The 17,706-nt window shown below is 48.4% G+C and carries 21 protein-coding genes; 8 read left to right on the top strand and 13 right to left on the bottom strand.

From position 1 onward, the window contains the following. The first annotated feature begins 3 nt into the window (after positions 1 to 3). The 3 genes from GILYN3_RS11995 (at position 4) to GILYN3_RS11985 (ending at position 2,996) form a co-directional block, all read left to right on the top strand. Entirely contained in the window at positions 4 to 1,821 is a 1,818-nt protein-coding gene (locus tag GILYN3_RS11995; RefSeq protein ID WP_049723204.1) for a DUF885 domain-containing protein, read from the top strand. A gap of 54 nt (positions 1,822 to 1,875) precedes the next feature. Beyond that, positions 1,876 to 2,319: a hypothetical protein gene (locus tag GILYN3_RS11990; protein WP_049723203.1), complete on the top strand. Its 444-nt coding sequence runs from the start codon at positions 1,876 to 1,878 to the stop codon at positions 2,317 to 2,319. Positions 2,320 to 2,543: 224 nt separating this feature from the next. Next, entirely contained in the window at positions 2,544 to 2,996 is a 453-nt protein-coding gene (locus GILYN3_RS11985; RefSeq protein WP_049723202.1) for a DUF2147 domain-containing protein, read from the top strand. A gap of 60 nt (positions 2,997 to 3,056) precedes the next feature. On the opposite strand, the gene GILYN3_RS11980 is transcribed toward GILYN3_RS11985, so the two are convergent. The 9 genes from GILYN3_RS11980 to GILYN3_RS11940 form a co-directional block, all read right to left on the bottom strand. After that, on the bottom strand, positions 3,057 to 3,710 hold the full coding sequence (locus GILYN3_RS11980) for a putative glycoside hydrolase (protein WP_049723201.1): 654 nt from the start codon (positions 3,708 to 3,710) through the stop codon (positions 3,057 to 3,059). Positions 3,711 to 3,811: 101 nt separating this feature from the next. Next, positions 3,812 to 4,690: a MipA/OmpV family protein gene (locus GILYN3_RS11975; RefSeq protein WP_232305585.1), complete on the bottom strand. Its 879-nt coding sequence runs from the start codon at positions 4,688 to 4,690 to the stop codon at positions 3,812 to 3,814. Next, positions 4,687 to 5,562, bottom strand: coding sequence for an Hsp33 family molecular chaperone HslO (gene hslO, locus GILYN3_RS11970; RefSeq protein ID WP_049723200.1), 876 nt, complete (start codon positions 5,560 to 5,562; stop codon positions 4,687 to 4,689). The genes GILYN3_RS11975 and hslO overlap by 4 nt, the downstream gene beginning before the upstream one ends. Positions 5,563 to 5,636: 74 nt before the next feature. Continuing rightward, complete coding sequence (locus GILYN3_RS11965; RefSeq protein WP_049723199.1) at positions 5,637 to 6,044, bottom strand: RNA-binding S4 domain-containing protein; 408 nt, start codon at positions 6,042 to 6,044, stop codon at positions 5,637 to 5,639. Beyond that, positions 6,037 to 6,699 (bottom strand): GMP/IMP nucleotidase, encoded by a 663-nt coding sequence (gene yrfG, locus GILYN3_RS11960; protein WP_049723198.1) that lies wholly within the window; start codon positions 6,697 to 6,699, stop codon positions 6,037 to 6,039. Before yrfG ends, GILYN3_RS11965 begins: the two co-directional genes overlap by 8 nt. 71 nt (positions 6,700 to 6,770) lie before the next feature. Next, complete coding sequence (locus GILYN3_RS11955) at positions 6,771 to 7,844, bottom strand: efflux RND transporter periplasmic adaptor subunit (protein WP_049723197.1); 1,074 nt, start codon at positions 7,842 to 7,844, stop codon at positions 6,771 to 6,773. Positions 7,845 to 7,885: 41 nt separating this feature from the next. Next, positions 7,886 to 9,145 (bottom strand): ABC transporter permease, encoded by a 1,260-nt coding sequence (locus GILYN3_RS11950; protein WP_049723196.1) that lies wholly within the window; start codon positions 9,143 to 9,145, stop codon positions 7,886 to 7,888. A 27-nt stretch (positions 9,146 to 9,172) separates the two neighbouring features. Then, complete coding sequence (locus tag GILYN3_RS11945) at positions 9,173 to 10,411, bottom strand: ABC transporter permease (protein ID WP_049723195.1); 1,239 nt, start codon at positions 10,409 to 10,411, stop codon at positions 9,173 to 9,175. 2 nt (positions 10,412 to 10,413) lie between these two features. Further along, positions 10,414 to 11,121, bottom strand: a complete 708-nt coding sequence (locus GILYN3_RS11940; protein ID WP_049723194.1) for an ABC transporter ATP-binding protein — start codon at positions 11,119 to 11,121, stop codon at positions 10,414 to 10,416. A gap of 327 nt (positions 11,122 to 11,448) precedes the next feature. Here GILYN3_RS11940 and nudE point away from each other — a divergent pair, with 327 nt between their 5' ends. Beyond that, entirely contained in the window at positions 11,449 to 11,997 is a 549-nt protein-coding gene (gene nudE / locus GILYN3_RS11935) for an ADP compounds hydrolase NudE (protein WP_049723193.1), read from the top strand. A 300-nt stretch (positions 11,998 to 12,297) separates the two neighbouring features. Next, a complete protein-coding gene (locus tag GILYN3_RS11930; RefSeq protein WP_049723192.1) occupies positions 12,298 to 12,537 on the top strand; it encodes a hypothetical protein in 240 nt (79 codons plus the stop codon). Between the two features lie 30 nt (positions 12,538 to 12,567). Here the strand turns inward: GILYN3_RS11930 and GILYN3_RS11925 are convergent, their stop codons facing one another. Beyond that, complete coding sequence (locus GILYN3_RS11925) at positions 12,568 to 12,804, bottom strand: hypothetical protein (RefSeq protein ID WP_049723191.1); 237 nt, start codon at positions 12,802 to 12,804, stop codon at positions 12,568 to 12,570. A gap of 176 nt (positions 12,805 to 12,980) precedes the next feature. Here GILYN3_RS11925 and GILYN3_RS11920 point away from each other — a divergent pair, with 176 nt between their 5' ends. The 3 genes from GILYN3_RS11920 (at position 12,981) to GILYN3_RS16530 (ending at position 15,075) form a co-directional block, all read left to right on the top strand. After that, positions 12,981 to 13,868 (top strand): CsgG/HfaB family protein, encoded by an 888-nt coding sequence (locus GILYN3_RS11920; RefSeq protein WP_049723190.1) that lies wholly within the window; start codon positions 12,981 to 12,983, stop codon positions 13,866 to 13,868. Between the two features lie 87 nt (positions 13,869 to 13,955). After that, complete coding sequence (locus tag GILYN3_RS11915) at positions 13,956 to 14,615, top strand: HAD family hydrolase (protein WP_049723189.1); 660 nt, start codon at positions 13,956 to 13,958, stop codon at positions 14,613 to 14,615. A gap of 301 nt (positions 14,616 to 14,916) precedes the next feature. Further along, positions 14,917 to 15,075 (top strand): YqaE/Pmp3 family membrane protein, encoded by a 159-nt coding sequence (locus tag GILYN3_RS16530; RefSeq protein ID WP_084005407.1) that lies wholly within the window; start codon positions 14,917 to 14,919, stop codon positions 15,073 to 15,075. A 103-nt stretch (positions 15,076 to 15,178) separates the two neighbouring features. On the opposite strand, the gene GILYN3_RS11910 is transcribed toward GILYN3_RS16530, so the two are convergent. From GILYN3_RS11910 to GILYN3_RS11900, 3 genes are all read right to left on the bottom strand, one after another. Next, positions 15,179 to 15,634 (bottom strand): DUF2059 domain-containing protein, encoded by a 456-nt coding sequence (locus tag GILYN3_RS11910; RefSeq protein WP_049723188.1) that lies wholly within the window; start codon positions 15,632 to 15,634, stop codon positions 15,179 to 15,181. 177 nt (positions 15,635 to 15,811) lie between these two features. Continuing rightward, the gene (gene mutM / locus GILYN3_RS11905; RefSeq protein ID WP_049723187.1) at positions 15,812 to 16,624 is read right to left on the bottom strand and encodes a bifunctional DNA-formamidopyrimidine glycosylase/DNA-(apurinic or apyrimidinic site) lyase; all 813 of its coding nucleotides are present in this window, start codon (positions 16,622 to 16,624) and stop codon (positions 15,812 to 15,814) included. An 81-nt stretch (positions 16,625 to 16,705) separates the two neighbouring features. Then, complete coding sequence (locus GILYN3_RS11900; protein ID WP_049723186.1) at positions 16,706 to 17,680, bottom strand: alpha/beta hydrolase; 975 nt, start codon at positions 17,678 to 17,680, stop codon at positions 16,706 to 16,708. Positions 17,681 to 17,706: the final 26 nt, after the last annotated feature.

Genomic DNA, 17,706 nt, shown 5'->3' with positions numbered 1-17,706 from the left:
TACATGAGCTTATTTAAACGCGCGGTTATTGGCGCAGTACTGCTTGCGGTTAGCCAACTTGCCATTAGTCAATCTGCCAACCTTGAAACAGAAGACACAAAAGCCCAAGCGCTGTTCGAACAATTTTTTGAAGAGCAAGTGTCCCTCAGCCCCATGTATCAAACTCATTTGGGACGCAAAACCCATTATGGTGAGTGGGATGATATCAGTCCCGCACAAAGTGCCCTGTACCTGCGCCTAAGCCAAGATCAATTGTTACGTTTAAAGCGCCTCGACGTGTCTAAGCTCAATGCCGATAACCAGCTTAGTGTTGAGTTAATGCGCTTTGAGCTCGAGCAAAATATTAACGGCTATCAGTGGCGCGACCACAACTACCCCGTTAACCAAATGTTTGGGCTACACGCCACCGTCGCCTCGTTTTTAATCAACTCGCATCAAATCAATAATATAAACGAGGCAAATGCTTACATCTCACGACTGCAAGGCGTTAACGCATTGCTCACACAGCTTAGCAGCAACCTTAAACGTCGTGCGCAACAAGGTATTTTGGCGCCGGCTTTTGTTTACCCGCAGGTGCGTAGCGATATCGTTAATATCACCACTGGAAAACCGTTTGACAGTAACAGTGATAAACCAAGTCCTCTGCAGGCCGACTTCATACGCAAGGTGAATGCCTTAGATTTAAAGCCCGAACTTCGTCAGCAATTATTAGCCGCTGCCGATCTTGCGCTACTCGGTAGCGTTAAACTCGGATACCAGCAGTTATTAGCAACGTGGGACGAACTGGCAAAAAAAGCCGACAATCGTGACGGTGCGTGGAAATTCCCTCGCGGTGACGCCTATTACAATTACGCGCTGGAAAAAATCACCACGACCAATATGAGCGCTAACGAGATTCACCAACTGGGACTTACCGAAGTTGAGCGGTTACACGCTGAAATGGACATTATTAAACAAGCGGTAGGCTTTAGCGGCAGCTTGCCAGAGTTTTATAAAAAATTGCAGGACGATCCAGCACTTTACTACCGTGATAACGATGCTGGTCGAGCACAATATCTTGCAGATACCCAAGCGCTAATCGACGCTATGCACACGCGACTACCAGAGTTATTTGGTCATTTACCGAAGGCCGAGCTTAACGTTAAAGCCGTCGAGCCGTTTCGCGAAAAATCAGCCGGTAAAGCCTTTTACCAGTCGCCTGCGGTGGATGGTTCGCGCCCCGGTATTTATTACGTCAACTTGCACGACTTAAGTGCCATGCCTCGTTATCAAATGGAGGCGCTCGCCTATCACGAGGCCTTGCCCGGCCACCACATGCAAATTGCCATCGCCCAAGAACTTGCCGACTTACCCGCATTTAGACGCCATGGCGGTTATACCGCGTACACCGAAGGCTGGGGGCTGTATGCCGAACAAGTACCCAAAGAGATCGGCCTGTACACCGACCCTTACTCTGACTTTGGTCGCTTGAGCTTCGAGCTATGGCGCGCTGTGCGTTTAGTGGTTGATACTGGCATCCATCACCTAAAATGGAGTCGTGAACAAGCGATTGATTACTTTGTCGAAAATACCCCCATGATTCGCGACGACGCACGCCGCGAGGTAGAGCGCTATATTGTGATGCCCGGCCAAGCCACCAGTTACAAAATCGGCATGAACGCCATACTCGCGCTACGCGCCGAGGCAAAGAAGGAACTAGGCCCACGCTTTTCCCTGAAAGCTTTTCACGATCAAGTGTTGGGGGCCGGCGCGTTGCCGTTAACCATTTTAGAGCGACGCATTCGGCACTGGATAGCAACCGGCACTCACGAGCCACAATGAGGGTGATACAATTGCGCCCTCGGCAAACCAATATCTATTATCTCAAGAGGCTTTATGCACACACTTATTCGCACCGCGCTAGCGCTATTACTTACGACCGCCGCATTTAATGCGCATGCCGATTTAAAACAATTGGGGTTTGATTTTCGTACCATGATGGCAAATTACACGATCATCAATACGATGCAAAACCATTGCCCCGAGCTAACACCGCCCGAGATCATTGCGCGCTCAGCGCTCGAAAAACAAATGCAAAATAAACTTGGCCTTCAAAATCACATTCAACTCATGATGAAGATCAATAAGTCCGATGACAAAAAAAATGCTCGCGCCACGGCTGACAAATTATGGGAGATGCTCGATGGTTGCGACGACCCGGAGCTTAATGCCGCTATGGGTCGGATAAAAACAGCCCACGACAATGCCTACCAACGTTTTGAAAGCGAGCCTGGGCTAGTCAAACCAAAAGATGTACCCGTACCCATGCGCCGTCAATAACCAGTCTAAACTCTACTTCATTAACATCCGCGCTCCATTAGACGCGTATCACTTGCTGCGTTACGGGTCTAATGGTATCTAAACTCTCTCGAGTAAAACATCACTGGCGCAGCGCGCGTAAAATTCCCGCCCAGAAACTGGCAGCAAGCCGGCAATAGATCTATAGTTTACAGCAGTGCCCGCAGCACCCCTGACACAGGGCATCTCTAACCTCGAGGTATGTTATGCAACTGCTCCCCCACATTCGCCTTAGCTTACTGCTTGTATTATCTTTTTTGTACACCGTAAGCCAAGCTACAGAAGTTGAAGGACGCTGGATCACTATTGATGATCGCGACGGCAGCCGTAAAAGTATTGTGACCTTAAATATCAATGAGACGGGGGAGCTAAGCGGCACGATTACCGAACTACTGCGTGAGGCAGCCAAAGGCTCGCTGTGTGACAAATGTCCCGATGACTTTAAAAATAAGCCACTAGAGGGCTTAACGTTTATGTGGGGACTCACCCGTGAAGCCACCGGTGAATGGACAGGCGGCCATATTCTTGATCCCAAAAGCGGTAAGATCTACAAAGCCAAGCTCGAGCTTAATGAAAGCGGTAACAGCCTAAGTGTGCGCGGTTTTATTGGATTTTCGCTGTTTGGTCGCAGCCAAGAGTGGCAACGTTACACACCTTAAATTCAAATAGCGCAACGCTTAGGACTCCTAAGCGTTGCGCCTTACAATCACATACACCCGCTATGGCGTGGCAGGCTCATTGGGCACACAACCTTGATCACCAGCGACCATAGAACCAAGACTAATCTCAGCGATATGCAGCTCTAAGGCACCACTACTGCCCACACTAAAAGGTGAGGTCACTTTGCTCAAATCAACCCCGTTTGCAGCAAAGCAATCCAGCGCCAACGGCAACGCCATCCACTGACCGCGCGGCATCTCCCTAAGGTTGTCAGCCACGTCTACTTCCGCCTCACAGCCCTCGCCACACATCATTTTAACCTTAACAGAGTGAGGTACACGGCTCTCGACTTTAATGGCTACCATCAATTCGGCTGCGTGTTCAAATTTTGACAAATCGACAGTACGCCCACTAATAGCCGCAGCGCCCCAATTATCACGGCGATCCCACTTCAGCTTGATCGCGCCGGGAAACTGCTCGGTGGCCGCACTCGACATGGTGACTTTGCCGCCACTGCTTTTACCTTCGTTAGCGTCGATCGGTTGCCACCAGTTGCCCGGGTCGGATAACACCCAGTGCCAAGCATCCGGCGTCTGACCATTGGAAAAATAGATAAAATTGGGGTTTAACGGCGGCTGTTCGGCCGCTAACGTTATGGCGCTTAGCAGCAAGGTCAGGGTTGTAGTCAGACTCATCAAAAATGTACGAACCATGGTGTCACCTCAGCATTATTATTAATTTTATGGTCACTAATAATAATGATGATTTCACGGCTTCGTCAATACAACGGCGACACCAAGTGAGAGCCGCACTCTTAAAAAATGACCCAGCTAATAGCAAAACCACCCATTACATTATGCTCAGTCTCAACCAGCGGACTATCAACAAAATCTGTGCCTTGCAAATTAGAGTAGCGCAAATAAAATGCAAACCAATAATCACTAAAGCGTCGGCTGAGTGCCATTTGGGCATTGAAGCCGTTGTAACCGCTACCGGCCTCATAGCTCGGCCGGTCGGGTAGGGCATATTGTGGCTTAACCGTATAGTAATAATCGTGGTATTTACCCGAAGCAAACACTGGGCCGGTACGTGTTGTCCACTTCCAGCCGCCTAGGATAGAGCGCTTATAGACCAGCGACGGCGCACTCACAACACCGATATATTCGGGTGATCCATCACCTAAGGCCATAACGGCCCGTACCGGTATATTGAGTGAAAAACCCTGGGAAAAATCGACCCCCGTTAGATTAATTTTAGCCGCCGGCCCAAACTCGAGTGTCGAGCCAAGCTCCTGCATCCCGGTGCGCAATAGGTTCTTATCGCTATCAGGGGTCACGGACACCGCCATACTGGCGGTCAGCTCAAATACGTCGGTACGTAACACGTCACCCCGTAAACCATCACCATCGGTACGGAAGACCGGCCCTCGGTACACCACATAGGGGATAGGGGCTATGTAATCACGATAGGATTTAGAGCCGCGATAGTCTGGGCCATATAGCCCCCCCACACCAACTCCAACCTCCCAGCGTTTCTCTGAGGCTTCTTTGGTCAGTGTCAAATCTATGGGCGATGATTTTTTGCTGATCGGTTCCGGCGGCGGTTTTTGCTCCGTCACTTGGGTTTGCGCCTGACTCAACCCGACCGAGCAACACCCAATGGCAATGAGACAACCTTTCAGTAACGATTTCAATGCAGCGTCCCCGGGCCAAATAAAGCGCGAATATCCGCCGCTTTATAGCGATAAAACTGATTGCAAAATTGACAATCGATTTCGATTTCCCCTTTCTCGATTAACAATTGCTCAACGTCATCTTGTCCTAGCGATTTTAATGCCTCGGCACTGCGCTCGCGTGAGCAACTACAGGCAAACCGCACTTCACTGGGGCTAAACAAGCGCAATGGTTGTTCGTTAAACAAACGATACAACAACTGGTTATGATCAATCCGCAGCAGCTCTTCGCCCGACACAGTGTCGGCCAATGCCACTGTCGTACGCCACTGCTCGGCATTCGCCTCAGTGCTGGCCGAAAGCTGTTGTGGTAATGCTTGCAACAATAATCCCGAGGCGGTACTGTCATCGGCAGCCAACCAAAAACGTGTTTTTAATTGCTCGCTCTGACGAAAGTAATGCTCTAAACAGCCGGCTACATTATCGGCATCCAGCGGCACCACACCTTGATAGCGCTCACCTTGAGCTGGGTCTAAGGTAATGGTCAGTACACCTTCACCGAGTAAGTCAGACAGGGTAGCTGCATCGGCGTCTATCTCGCCGTTGGCCGCCGGACGCACAATCGCGCGAACCTCATTGTGATGACTACACTCTGCCATCACCAGCGATAGAGCACCTGCGCCACGCGCCTGCAATGTCACCACGCCATCAAACTTAAGGGTGCTCGACAACAGCGCAACAGCGGCAACAAATTCGCCCAACAGCGCTTGGACAACTTTGGGGTAATCATTGTGGCTCAGGATCTCTTGGTAACTGCTACCAAGCGTCACCACCTCACCGCGAATATCACAATCGTCAAATATAAAGCGGTGTAGTAAATCGTTGCTGATCATAACGGGTTCCAAAACTGGCAATAAATAATGTGTTAGCGTGCAAGCTCATCAATAATCTAGAGTGCAACTGTCGGTTAATTTGGTTCATCCATAATGCGTTTAAATCGATGGATCTGGCGGCGCTCTTTTTTATTAGGTCGGTGCTCACTAATAATAAAACTGCCTAGCCCCGCCTTGCGCTCGATCGCCCGCTGCTCGCGCAAGGCAATACTGGCTTCGGTTTCTTGATACAGTAACTGCGCTTCGGGGGCACCTCGGCGCTGGCCGGACAACGCCAATACTTGAACTGTTTTTTCATCCCAGCCCTGACGAATCGTTAACAGCATACCAATTTCTAGCTCACGACTGGGCTTCAGTCGTTGGCCATCGGTATTAACTTTACCCGCTTCGATTGCGGCTTTGGCGAGGCTACGAGTTTTAAAAAAGCGCGCCGCCCACAACCATTTATCCACTCGAACTTTACTATTAGCGGATTCACCCACGAAACACCTCCGGCATAATTTCACTAAAATGTTCAATTGCAGGGTAGCCTTCAACACGACGCACCATTTGACTGTCAGGCTGGTGAATCGCCAGTAAATGGGCAATACCAAAATCCCGCGCCGAATCTAATACACGCAAAGTATCGTCGACAAAGAGGGTACGCGCCGGATTGAACGGCTGGTGCGCGGCCAACGAGTGCCAAAACTCTTGCGCCTCTTTAGCGTGTGAGAACTCATGGGAGGAGACAATCAAATCAAAGTGTTTGTCAATTTGGGTGGTTTCAAACTTTAACGACATGCTTTGCGGATGAGCATTGGTAACGAGCATCACGTGTTTGCCGGCCGCGCGTAAGCGCGCGAGAAACTCTTCGGTGTGTGGACGCACCTGAATTTTGTGTTTTATCTCTGCTTTTAATGCTCTTATGTCCAGCTCTAGTGCATTAGACCAAAACTCCAAGCAATACCACTGCAAGCTGCCCACGTGCTCATCAATACGCGCGGCAAGCTTAGCGCGGGCAACTTCAAAATCCACCCCATGGATCTCACTGTAACGCGCGGGCAAATGATGCAGCCAAAAGTAGTTATCAAAATGCAGATCGAGCAAGGTACCGTCCATATCTAACATAACGGTATCAATAGCTTGCCAATCGATCATTGTGCACCTCTAGAGTCTGGGGCTGGGCAGTGATTGCACCCATCGTTTAACGCCCAGAATCCCCCCAGACGCTACTGTTGCTTGATTTTATCACTTTCCGACAAGCCTGATACAACCTCAATATTAATACCGTCCGACAAACCTACTTCAATCTCACGGCGCTCAAATTGCTGAGGTGCGGTTTGCACCTCGACAAAATACTGATCCTCTTCGATTAATAGGTTACTTTCGTTGATCACCAGCACATCTTCGCGCTTATCGAGCACAATATCGGCATTAGCGCTGTAGTTGGCCCGAAGGAATAATTTGTCGGACAAGGTTACCGCCGCGCGAATTTCAAATTTAATCGTACCTTGATCATCCTGCCCTTGAGGTGAGATGTATTCCAAAACGGCCGCAAACGGTTCGCCCTCTAACGCTCCAACATCAAGCAATAGCTCCATACCTTCACTAATTTTTCCAACTTCGGCTTCATCTACCAAGCCCTCAAAAACCATATCGGTCATATCGGCTAAAGTGGCCACTGTCGTGCCAGCGCCAAATGTACTCGACTCAACGATAAAAGCCCCTTCTTTATTGGCAACATCTAAAATCATGCCATCGGCCGTCGCCCGAATCATATTAGAGACTAAGTCCGACTGGCGCGTTGCACCTTCGCGAATCAGCAGTAAATTATTCTCTGCCGACTGCATTGACTCTTGCGCTAATTCATAATTCAAACGAAATTTATTATAAGCAGATACTGACACCAATTTCTGCTGTAAAAGATTTTTTTGTCGATCCAGCTCTTCTTTAGCATTATTAAAACTAATACGCGCACTCTCAAGCTGCGACTCGGCGTGGTTCAAGGTCACCATATTAGGAGCCAATGATATCTTCGCCACTAAATCACCTTTCTTAACGGTATCACCCGCCGTAACGTACAGCTCATCCACCACGCCAGATACTTGCGAGGTTACATTGACCTGTTTGCGCGGAATCACTTTACCCGTGGCCACCGTCTTTTTCACAACAGTCGATGTGAACGGCGAGCTCACCTCATACACTACCGGCTGCTCTTGTGATTTTTTATACAAAAATATCGCCGTACCGACAAACAATACCGCGATTAACAATAATAAGAACATCCATAGAAATTTTTTCATGATAATTAACTCAATAAAAAGTGAATTCCGTTCGTTATAATTTATTCGTCTTGCAAAGCAATAATAGGGTTGACGCCTGCCGCTTTTGCCGCTGGCAACAAAGAGGCCAAAACACCCGAGACGATCAACACTAAAACAGCAATCAACGCCGTGCTAAAATCAACCGAAGGCCGAGCAAACATATCCGCGCCTCCCGTCATCTCCAACACACTGGACACACCTGCCAACAACAAAACGCCAACCACCAAGCCAAAATATCCAGCCACCGCCGTAATCAATACCGACTCTTGCACGATCATCGACACAATCGACGCCGGGGTAGCCCCTAGCGCTTTTCTTACACCGATTTCACGAGTACGCTCTTTCACTACAATTAGCATAATATTGCCAACACCGATGGCCCCAGCAGTAATTGTACCTATCGCCACCAACCAACTAAAAAAATTAATACCTGTAAATAATCCTTGAATTTTGTCGTACTCTACCTGCAAATTAAAACTACCTAACACACCAACATCATTGGGATGAATATCTTTGCGTTGCGACAAATACTTTTTAACTTCTTGTTCGACTATGCTTGCATGAATACCGGACTTGGGCTGAATCACAAAACTACCGATCCAACCCGACTGATTAAACGCGTGACGTAAAGTATCGTTAGGAATATGTATTTTTTCTTCGTCTTGCGAGTTATTGCCGCGCTGCTGCGAGTCAAACGTACCCACCACCTGAAAATTAATACCCGCCACTCGAATATTAGCGCCAATCACCTCGTCGCCCGCGTCAAACAATTGCTCTTTAACCCGTGCGCCAATCACCGCCACCTTACGCTTATCGCGATCATCAATCTCATTTAAGTAACGGCCCTCTGTCACCGTTACCGAGTTGATGGGTGCCATTCCGGCGTGTGAACCCTGCACAAAAAATGTTCCACTGTTATTTTTATGCACGGTATAAGGCGGTGTGCCCGACCAGACTCCGATACTATTTTGACCGTAGACCTCCTGCACACTGGGCACATCTCGCTTGATTGCCGCCACATCCTCTGGTTTAAGAGTTACACGACGACCAACAGGCAAGCCTTTATAAGGTAACTGTGTGGTACTGCCGCTCCAAATAAAAATATTGTTGGGCGATTTTGGAAATCCATCCATTACGCCATTGCGTAACCCAGTGCCGGCGCCAAGTAAAACGGTCAGCATAAAAATCCCCCAAAACACCCCAAATGCCGTCAGTGCAGTGCGCAATTTATGTTGCGCCAATGAGGTGAATATCTCTCGCCACTTATCAAAATCAATCACGCTTAAGCCCTTGATTTATCATATTGGTTATTCCGCCTTCATGGCTTCAACGGGCATAATTCGTGCCGCTCGCATAGCCGGAATTAAACCTGCCAATGCACCCACCACAATTAATAACAACACCGCCGTGACCGCTGCTTGAAAATTCACCTCGGGGCGACGAAAGAACTCCAACTCCGCGCCCGAAACCTTTAAACCGTAAGCCATTAGCTCGACCAGTCCCACCCCCAAGACTAAACCGCAATAGCCGGCAATACTGGTTACTAATACCGACTCCATTAACAACGTACTGACGATACTAAAAGGCGTAGCGCCAAGGGCTTTACGAATACCAATCTCGCGGGTGCGTTCTTTAACGGTAATAATCATGATATTGCTGATACCAACGATACCGGCGGTGAGCGTGCCGAGCCCTACAAACCAAATAAAACCATTAATGGCAACGAACAACCCCTTAATCATTTTCGCCGGCTCGGCAAAATTAAACGATTGAATCGCACGACGGTCATCCGGCGAAACACCGTGACGCTGCTTAAGCAACTTGATTATTTTCTCTTGCACCACAAAACCATCAGCGTCCGCATCGGGGCGGGCCCAAATGGTATGCACTTGATTGCCGCGCCCAAACGTTTTTGCAAAGGTGCTGTAAGGTACATACACACGCTCCGAGTCACGCCCGTTGTTGCCGCGATCTTGAAACACCCCAACCACTTTTAAATGTATATTATTAACTTTAATCCATGCCCCCACAGGATCGCTATTGGGACTAAATAAACGGTCGCGCACACTGGTACCAATTACGACAATTTTACGGGTATTGCGCTCATCCAGAGCATTGATGGTGCGGCCTGCCCGAAAGGGAACTTTGTCTCGAATTTTAAAAAAACGATCATCAATACCGTAAGTTTCAAACATGCCCTGTTTATTGTTGTACACCACCGAGCCCTGTCCCATAGAGTTAGCGCCGGTAATGTAACGCAGGCCGTCGACTTGGTTACGTACCGCATCGATATCCTCATTGGTGTACATAATTTTTCGGCCCAATCCCCGGCCCTGATACGCCACCGAGGTTGTTCCAGTCCAAATTACTATCGAATCGAGCGACTCATCGCCGAAGGTATTCATCACTCCGTTTTGCATACCACGGCCAGCACCGAGCAATAAAATCAACATGAAAATACCCCAAAAAACTCCAAACGCTGTCAGGGCAGTACGCAATTTATTTTGCCGTAAGGTAAAAAGAATTTCTTGCAAGCTATCCCACATAATCAGGCCTCCATGGGCACTGATTGCGACGTTATAGGATCGCCGTCGGCATTCACCACCAAACCGTCACGCAAAATAATTTGTCGCTGGGTCTGATTGGCAATGTCCTGCTCGTGGGTAACGATCACGATGGTGTTTCCCATCTGATGCACTTGGTGCATCACCGCCATCACTTCATCGGTCGTTTTACTGTCCAGTGCGCCGGTAGGCTCATCGGCGAGAATCACTTTAGGCTGGGTCACCAGCGCACGGGCCATGGCCACCCGCTGCTTTTGTCCGCCCGATAACTGATAGGGCATATGCTCGGCACGATCAGCCAAGCCCACCATATCTAAATACTCCAGCGCCCGAGCATTGCGCACTTTGCGATTAACTTTTTGGTAATACAAAGGCAATGCAACATTCTCTAGGGTATTTTTAAAAGGCAGTAAGTTAAACGACTGAAATACAAAACCGATAAAACGGTTGCGTAACTCGGCGGCTTGACGCTCTTTAATATGATTGATCGGGTGCCCAGCCAAGGTGTATTCGCCACTGTCGTAGTGGTCTAACACACCCAATATATTAAGCAGGGTTGATTTTCCCGAGCCGGACGAACCCATAATAGAGACCAACTCACCCTCGGCAATGGTCAAATCAATGCCCTTAAGAACATGTAGAGACTGTTCGCCGGCACGGTAGTATTTATGAATATTATTTAATCTAATCATGCGCTCTTCCCGTTGATATTCATGCGCGTCCAGCCGCGCCAGCTATTGATAGACGCACACGCAAGCGTTTTAGTTGCACTGGCCGGTTTCAGGTAAGGTAGACTCTCGTACATTAAAAATACTGGCCTATCGCTGAGCTACGCAGCTAATCATACTTAAGTGAGCCACCCGCTGATGACTTACGCCGAATTTATAGTCGTGTTTGTAGCGCGGTTGTTGTTACTATTGCTATGCCATTAATCAAACTAGTTGCTGGCTTCAGCGCGTTAGTGTAACCCATTTATACGGCGTGCACCGCTCAGCCAACACCAACTGACGGACATATATATGCCCGAAACACCCAGAATCTTACAGCGCCAAACCGTTGCCCAAAGCCGGCTGTTTCGAGTCGAGCAACTGGACTTACGCTTTAGCAATGGCGTCGAACGCAGCTATGAAAAGCTCTGCAGTGGCGGCTTAGGAGCCGTACTGATGGTGCCGATGCTCGACCCTAACACTGTGCTTATGGTGCGTGAATACGCCGGGGGGCTCGAGAATTACCATTTGTCACTGCCCAAGGGCGCAATGGACAAAGGCGAAACTCCCGAACAGTCAGCCAATCGCGAGCTGAAAGAAGAGGTCGGCTACGGTGCCGATACACTTGATTACTTAAAATGTTTACATTTATCACCGGCGTATATGGAGCACAAAATTCACGTACTGCTAGCGCGCAACTTATACCCCGAACGCCTAACCGGCGATGAACCCGAACCATTAGAAGTGGTGCCCTGTAATATTAATGACTTATTAGAGCTGTCGATGCGCGAGGATGTGATCGAAGGTCGTACCATCGCCGCCCTATTTATGGCACGTGCTTGGCTTGAGCGTCACGGCTAATGTACCGCGCTGACGCCCCAGAAAGCCCTTCGCCTACACGCGGCACTGCTCGAAACTCTTAGCGAACCAAGATGTCAGTGCGGCTGGCACATATAAAGCCAATAGATACTTCAATCGGCGGCTTTTAGTAGTTGGGCAACCCAGTTTTAGGGCTACTAATTAGGTAAAGATCTAACTACACCACTTTTGTCACAGGCCAATCAGCTCGGTGCGTGCTAAGCTCTAACGAGCAAAAACAATACAACAAACCATGATCGGCAAACTCATACCGGCCGGTTTTACGCGACAACGGAGATCTCCATGTCATCTCGCCGATCACATAAACAACCAAGCAGCGGCTTTGGGATGTCTATCAACATCAATCATACGGGGGCATTGCGGCGCCAATTGATCTCTGAGATTACCGGCCTAGAGCGCCAAGTGCGGGTACTTAAGGTCGGTGGTCGTGCCGTCGATTTATCGTTAATGGCCTCTTACGCCGAGCTAATTAGCAGCCGCCGAGCTTACCTTAAACAACTGCCTCGCACCTGGTGCTGGTAGCTGACTAAGACCATAAGCCAGCCCTACACTCTATATATTGTCATCGCTAGGGTTGTCGTGTGATTTAAAAAACTCTGGCGGCGGCGGCCGCTGATCGTATTTTTTACGACCGGAAACCATCGCAAACACCCCCCATATTGTTAGTGCCAGCACAGATATCGCTACACCTAATGGTGCTAACACATTAAAAACCGCATGCTCGGAACGCACATCGGTAAATAGCCAACACAGCACCAACATAACGACAATAACAATCAGGGATCTCATGAGTACCTCCACACTTTCAAATCAATCGCGAGCTTAGCTGCGATTAGCTTATACCGATAACCCGCAACTTTGGCAGGACTTTTTCCACAAACCCATAGAATGAAGCTAGAAAATCGCCAAGTTGTTGGCATAATAGACATCGATGCCGGCATCATGGCCACCTCAAGGAGATCTGTATGATACGCAAAGCTACCATCACTGTTTTTATCGCACTATTAACCACCTGGGCCTTACCGGCGTTCGCCGCTGCCCCTAAAGTCGCCGTTATGGACTTTGAAAATCAAAGCCAACATGGCGGCTGGCGTATCGGACAAGGTGCCGCCGACATTCTAACCACCGCACTGGTCAAACAAACCAATTACGATATCTTTGAGCGCGGCCGCTTAAATAGTCTTATTGAAGAGCAAAACCTAGGCAGCTCTGGGCGCGTCGATCCGGCTACAGCCGCCAAAATCGGTAAAATTATTGGCGTGCAATACATTATCACTGGGGCCGTGACCGAATACGGCGAAAGTAATGCCGGCGGTGGTGGCGGTGGTGTACATGTAGGTAAAAAAGGCTATGCCGCAACTGTTGATGTACGCATTGTCGACGTTAACACCTCTCGCATACTGTTTGCCGACACCGGTACCGGCAATAAATCCTCAATGAATGTACGTGTATTTGGCTTTGGCGGTGGCGAAAGCTGGAACGAGAAGCACGCTACCGAAGCTTTGCGCGATGCCATTGACCAAGTCACTAAAAGCTTGGTCAATTCAGACTTTTCAAGTGCAACGGCGGCGCCAACTGCGACAGCCTCAAGCTCAACACCACTGTTGCTTGCCGACATTGATGGCAAACAAGTTATTCTTAACGCTGGCAGTAATGCAGGACTAAAAACCGGGCAAACCTTAACCGTTAAACGTAAAGGCCGTGAAATCAAAGACCCATCCACAGGTGCCGTACTTAAAGTTAACTACGACACTTTAGGTGAAATTAAAATCACCAATGTCGAAAGCGCTTACGCCGAAGCTGAAATCACAGAAGGCTCAGGCTTTAAAGTGGGCGATTCCGCACACCGCTAACGCTCGCAGGAAGGCGACAACTCTAGGTTGTGCGCCTTCCTCAGCACCGCACATTGATAACTTCTCCCCCCGCCGAGACTTCCAGCTATGCTCCAAGGCGTTATTTTTGATCACGACGGCACTCTGGTTGACTCCGAGCGCAAACACTACCAACTATGGGTTACATTGCTGGCCGAGTATGGCGTCGAGTTCCCCGAAGCCGATTACAAAGCGCACTTAGCGGGGGTTCCGACCCATTTTAATGCTGAATATTTAACCACTCACTACCCTTTGCCAATATCTGCTGCCACACTATTGAGCAAACGCGAAGCGCTCACTCAGGACGCCTTTGGAAAAAAACCTTGCCCTCTTATATCTGGCGCATCGGAGCTAGTAGAGTGGGTTGCGAATAAATCGTTAAAAATGGCCATCGCCACGGGTGCCACAGCATATGAAGTGCAACCAACATTAGATCATTACGCTTTTGGCCGGCATTTTTCTATCGTTGCCGCCCGCGATGATGTCGCCAATGCAAAACCCGCCCCCGACGTTTATCTGCTCGCGCTTAAACGCATGGGCATCAGTGCCAATACCTGTATTGCACTGGAGGATAGCCCCACCGGTTTACACTCGGCATTAGCCGCTGGGCTCGATTGTATCGTCGTGCAAAACGATTATTCACGCGGCTTAGACTTTAGTGGCGCTACGGTAATACTCGACTCGATGCAAGAAGCGCAAGCTTGGCTCGCCCAGCACTATAACTTGTAAAAAATTCAAACCTGATCTTAATAACCTTCAGCGTGAATTAAATTTCCAAATACAGTCGAATCGCCTCTAGTCCACACCACACAAGAGCTATAAACCTTTTAGCTGCAATAAAATCAGCTTGGATCACTTTTTGCTTTACCCTATAGGTAGAAATACGATTTAAGCAGCATGGCTCTAAATCATATGATTTTTGCCAAAGATTTAAGCATCCGCTCGAGCCTAAGCAAACAGCCTATTCGGTCAATCTGCACCAAGGTCACGAGCACTTTTAATTTTCAAAAATATTAAAAAGGAGTCACTTATGGATATCGTTCGTCTAATACTGTCTATTTTACTGCCACCGGTCGGTGTATTTTTACAGGTAGGATTAGGTTTGCATTTTTGGCTGAATATTCTATTAACGCTATGCGGGTATTTACCCGGTATTATTCATGCGGTTTGGATTATTGCTCGGCGTTAAGACGGCGGTATTACTATACCAATACAGTCTCGGCCAGCTTTATACCCGCACTAAAATCCTAAAGCAGGTTAGCTGCACGGCTAACCTGCTTTATTTAAGGATATTATTCTGCCGCTGTATTAGTCTCGGCCTCTAACGCCTTTTGAGCCTGCTCTAACGTTTCTTGTAGCTCGGCTTGATGCTCTTGGGCGATCTTCATGCCAATTTGGCTTCCCTCTTGAAACAATTGCGGCATCACATTAATCGCTTTTTCTCCTACCGGTGTTTTATAAAACTCAATCAATTTTTTGATCTCATCATCGGTAAAATATTTACGATAGATGCCTGCCATATCTTCTTTCATTGCCTCCCAAGTAAAATACTTATTGGTCCAGGCGGAAATTTTATCTTGATGTGGCATCAGTGCGGGGTTAGCCGAGGTGATCATAGTAACCATCTGATCTGACATCTGCTCCATTTGATCCTTGCTGCCCACCAAGTCCATTAGCTCATACACGGGCTCAGCCGCTTGAGTGGACAGACAAAGAGTCATCAATGACACGGCGAGTAATTTTTTCATTGTTTTTTATCCCTAATATTTAGGCTCTCAATCGGTTAACAACGCTAAAAACTGCGCTGAGACATCATTTAGAGCCTTTTATGAGTATAAATTGCCACCAATGTGGCGGTAAAAAAATGCCGCGTATTTATAGCATACTTTTAAAACAGTTACGTAATAGCGCAACACAATCTCAACTCAACGCTGACAAACGGTACAGTAAACGGTTGTACGCTGACCTAAACGAGTTTCTTTTAACGGTTTCTGGCACTGAACACAAGGCTCTCCGCCACGACCATAAGCAAGTAACTGTTGCTTAAAATAACCAGGCTTGCCGTCGCCCCCGACAAAATCCCGCAGCGTCGTGCCGCCCTGCTCAATAGCATGTACCAGCACTCTTTTTACCTGCGCAACTAATTCACTGCTTTCTTTTCGACTGAGTGTGCCGGCCTTACGAATAGGCTTAATAGCGGCCAAATACAGCGCCTCGTTAGCGTAAATATTACCGACCCCGACCACGACTTTACTGTCCATTAGAAACTGTTTTATATTTTGAGTACGCTTACGGCAGCGCGTAAATAAATATTCACCATCAAATACATCACTTAATGGTTCGGGGCCAAGGTGAGCTAATAGTGCGTGTTGCTGCGCATCGCCCTCTTGCCACAAAATAGAGCCAAAACGACGCGGATCATGATAGCGCAACACCTGTGTTCCAAATATAATATCGACATGATCGTGTAATGCTGCCGGCGTACCCACGGGGACAATCCGCAAATTACCGGACATCCCCAAATGTATTAATAGAGTTCCTTGTGCAAACGTAAGTAACAAGTACTTACCACGTCGCGTAGCACCCAACAAAGTTTGCCCTAATAGCAACTCATTAAGCTCGACCGGCACCGGCCAGCGCAAGCGCGGCTGACGCACGATAACGCCAGCAACTGTGCGCCCAATAATATGTGGCGCCACTCCGCGCAGAGTGGTTTCGACTTCGGGCAACTCGGGCATAGTAATAGCACTATTGGTTAATGGGCCGTTTAGGCCAAATGATTATGTATTGATACAGAAAAACAAATCAGATTTTAATGTTTAACTCTGCTTTTTGCCTAGTACTTGCTCCAACCACAAAAAAGTAACCCTAAACACTTCAGCTCGTACAGCAGCAGAAGACAGGGCCAAATCATGCATAGCGCCGTCGATACAGGCCAGCTCGACCTGCTCGCCCAACCCTGGTCCAAAACGGCGCATATCATCAACATTTAATACCGAATCAGCGTGCAACAACTCATCACTCCACTGCCATACGCGAACTGACTTCGCCGAATGCATCACTAACACTGGGCAGCGAATATCTAAGCCTTTTTGTAACCGTCTCTGCGCGATATAAATGGCCCGCGCCCAACCCGCAGTAATAGCAAACCCATTGCTCGGCTTTAGTTTTTTGTTATAGCTCCACTCACCATAAAAATCGCGATGGATACTTTTAGCGTACAACGAAGGCATGGCATTATTATATTTGATATAAGGGAACCAGCGGCCCAGCGCGACAATCACGCGCAGCAATAATGGCTGCCAGCCACGCAGTGGGAATTCAAAAAATGGACTGTTTAAATACAAGGCATTTATCGTGTCACGATAACGCCCCTCGTGAGCGTACATAGCTGCAATTAAGCTGCCTGTCGAGTGTGTATTAATCACTAACTGCTCGACACCTGTGCTTTTTATGTGCTCAATTGCGGCATCTATTTCAGGGTAATACTCGGCAATATTTTCACAGTAGTTAGGCCGCTCGTCCGCTCGCAGCGAGCGTCCATAACCGTGTAAATCTAACGCGTAAAAAGCGTAGCCTTGGGCGCGATAGGCATCGGCCATGTGCACCTGAAAAAAATAATCCGTCAAACCATGAATATACAATACCGCGCGCTTGGCCGTTTTGGGGTTACCTGTCGCCCTCACTAAGGTGGCCTGTAAGGTGCGTCGTTTATAGCTCACCGGTAACCGAGTTTGCTCAAAATTTTTGAGCTCGGTATCGACTTGCCATTGATCGCCGGATGGTCCGTTCACTACGACTCCTTTTAATAACATCTCAT

This window comes from Gilvimarinus polysaccharolyticus (assembly GCF_001187555.1).
Lineage (GTDB): Bacteria > Pseudomonadota > Gammaproteobacteria > Pseudomonadales > Cellvibrionaceae > Gilvimarinus > Gilvimarinus polysaccharolyticus.
This window is presented reverse-complemented; position numbering and strand designations above follow the sequence as displayed.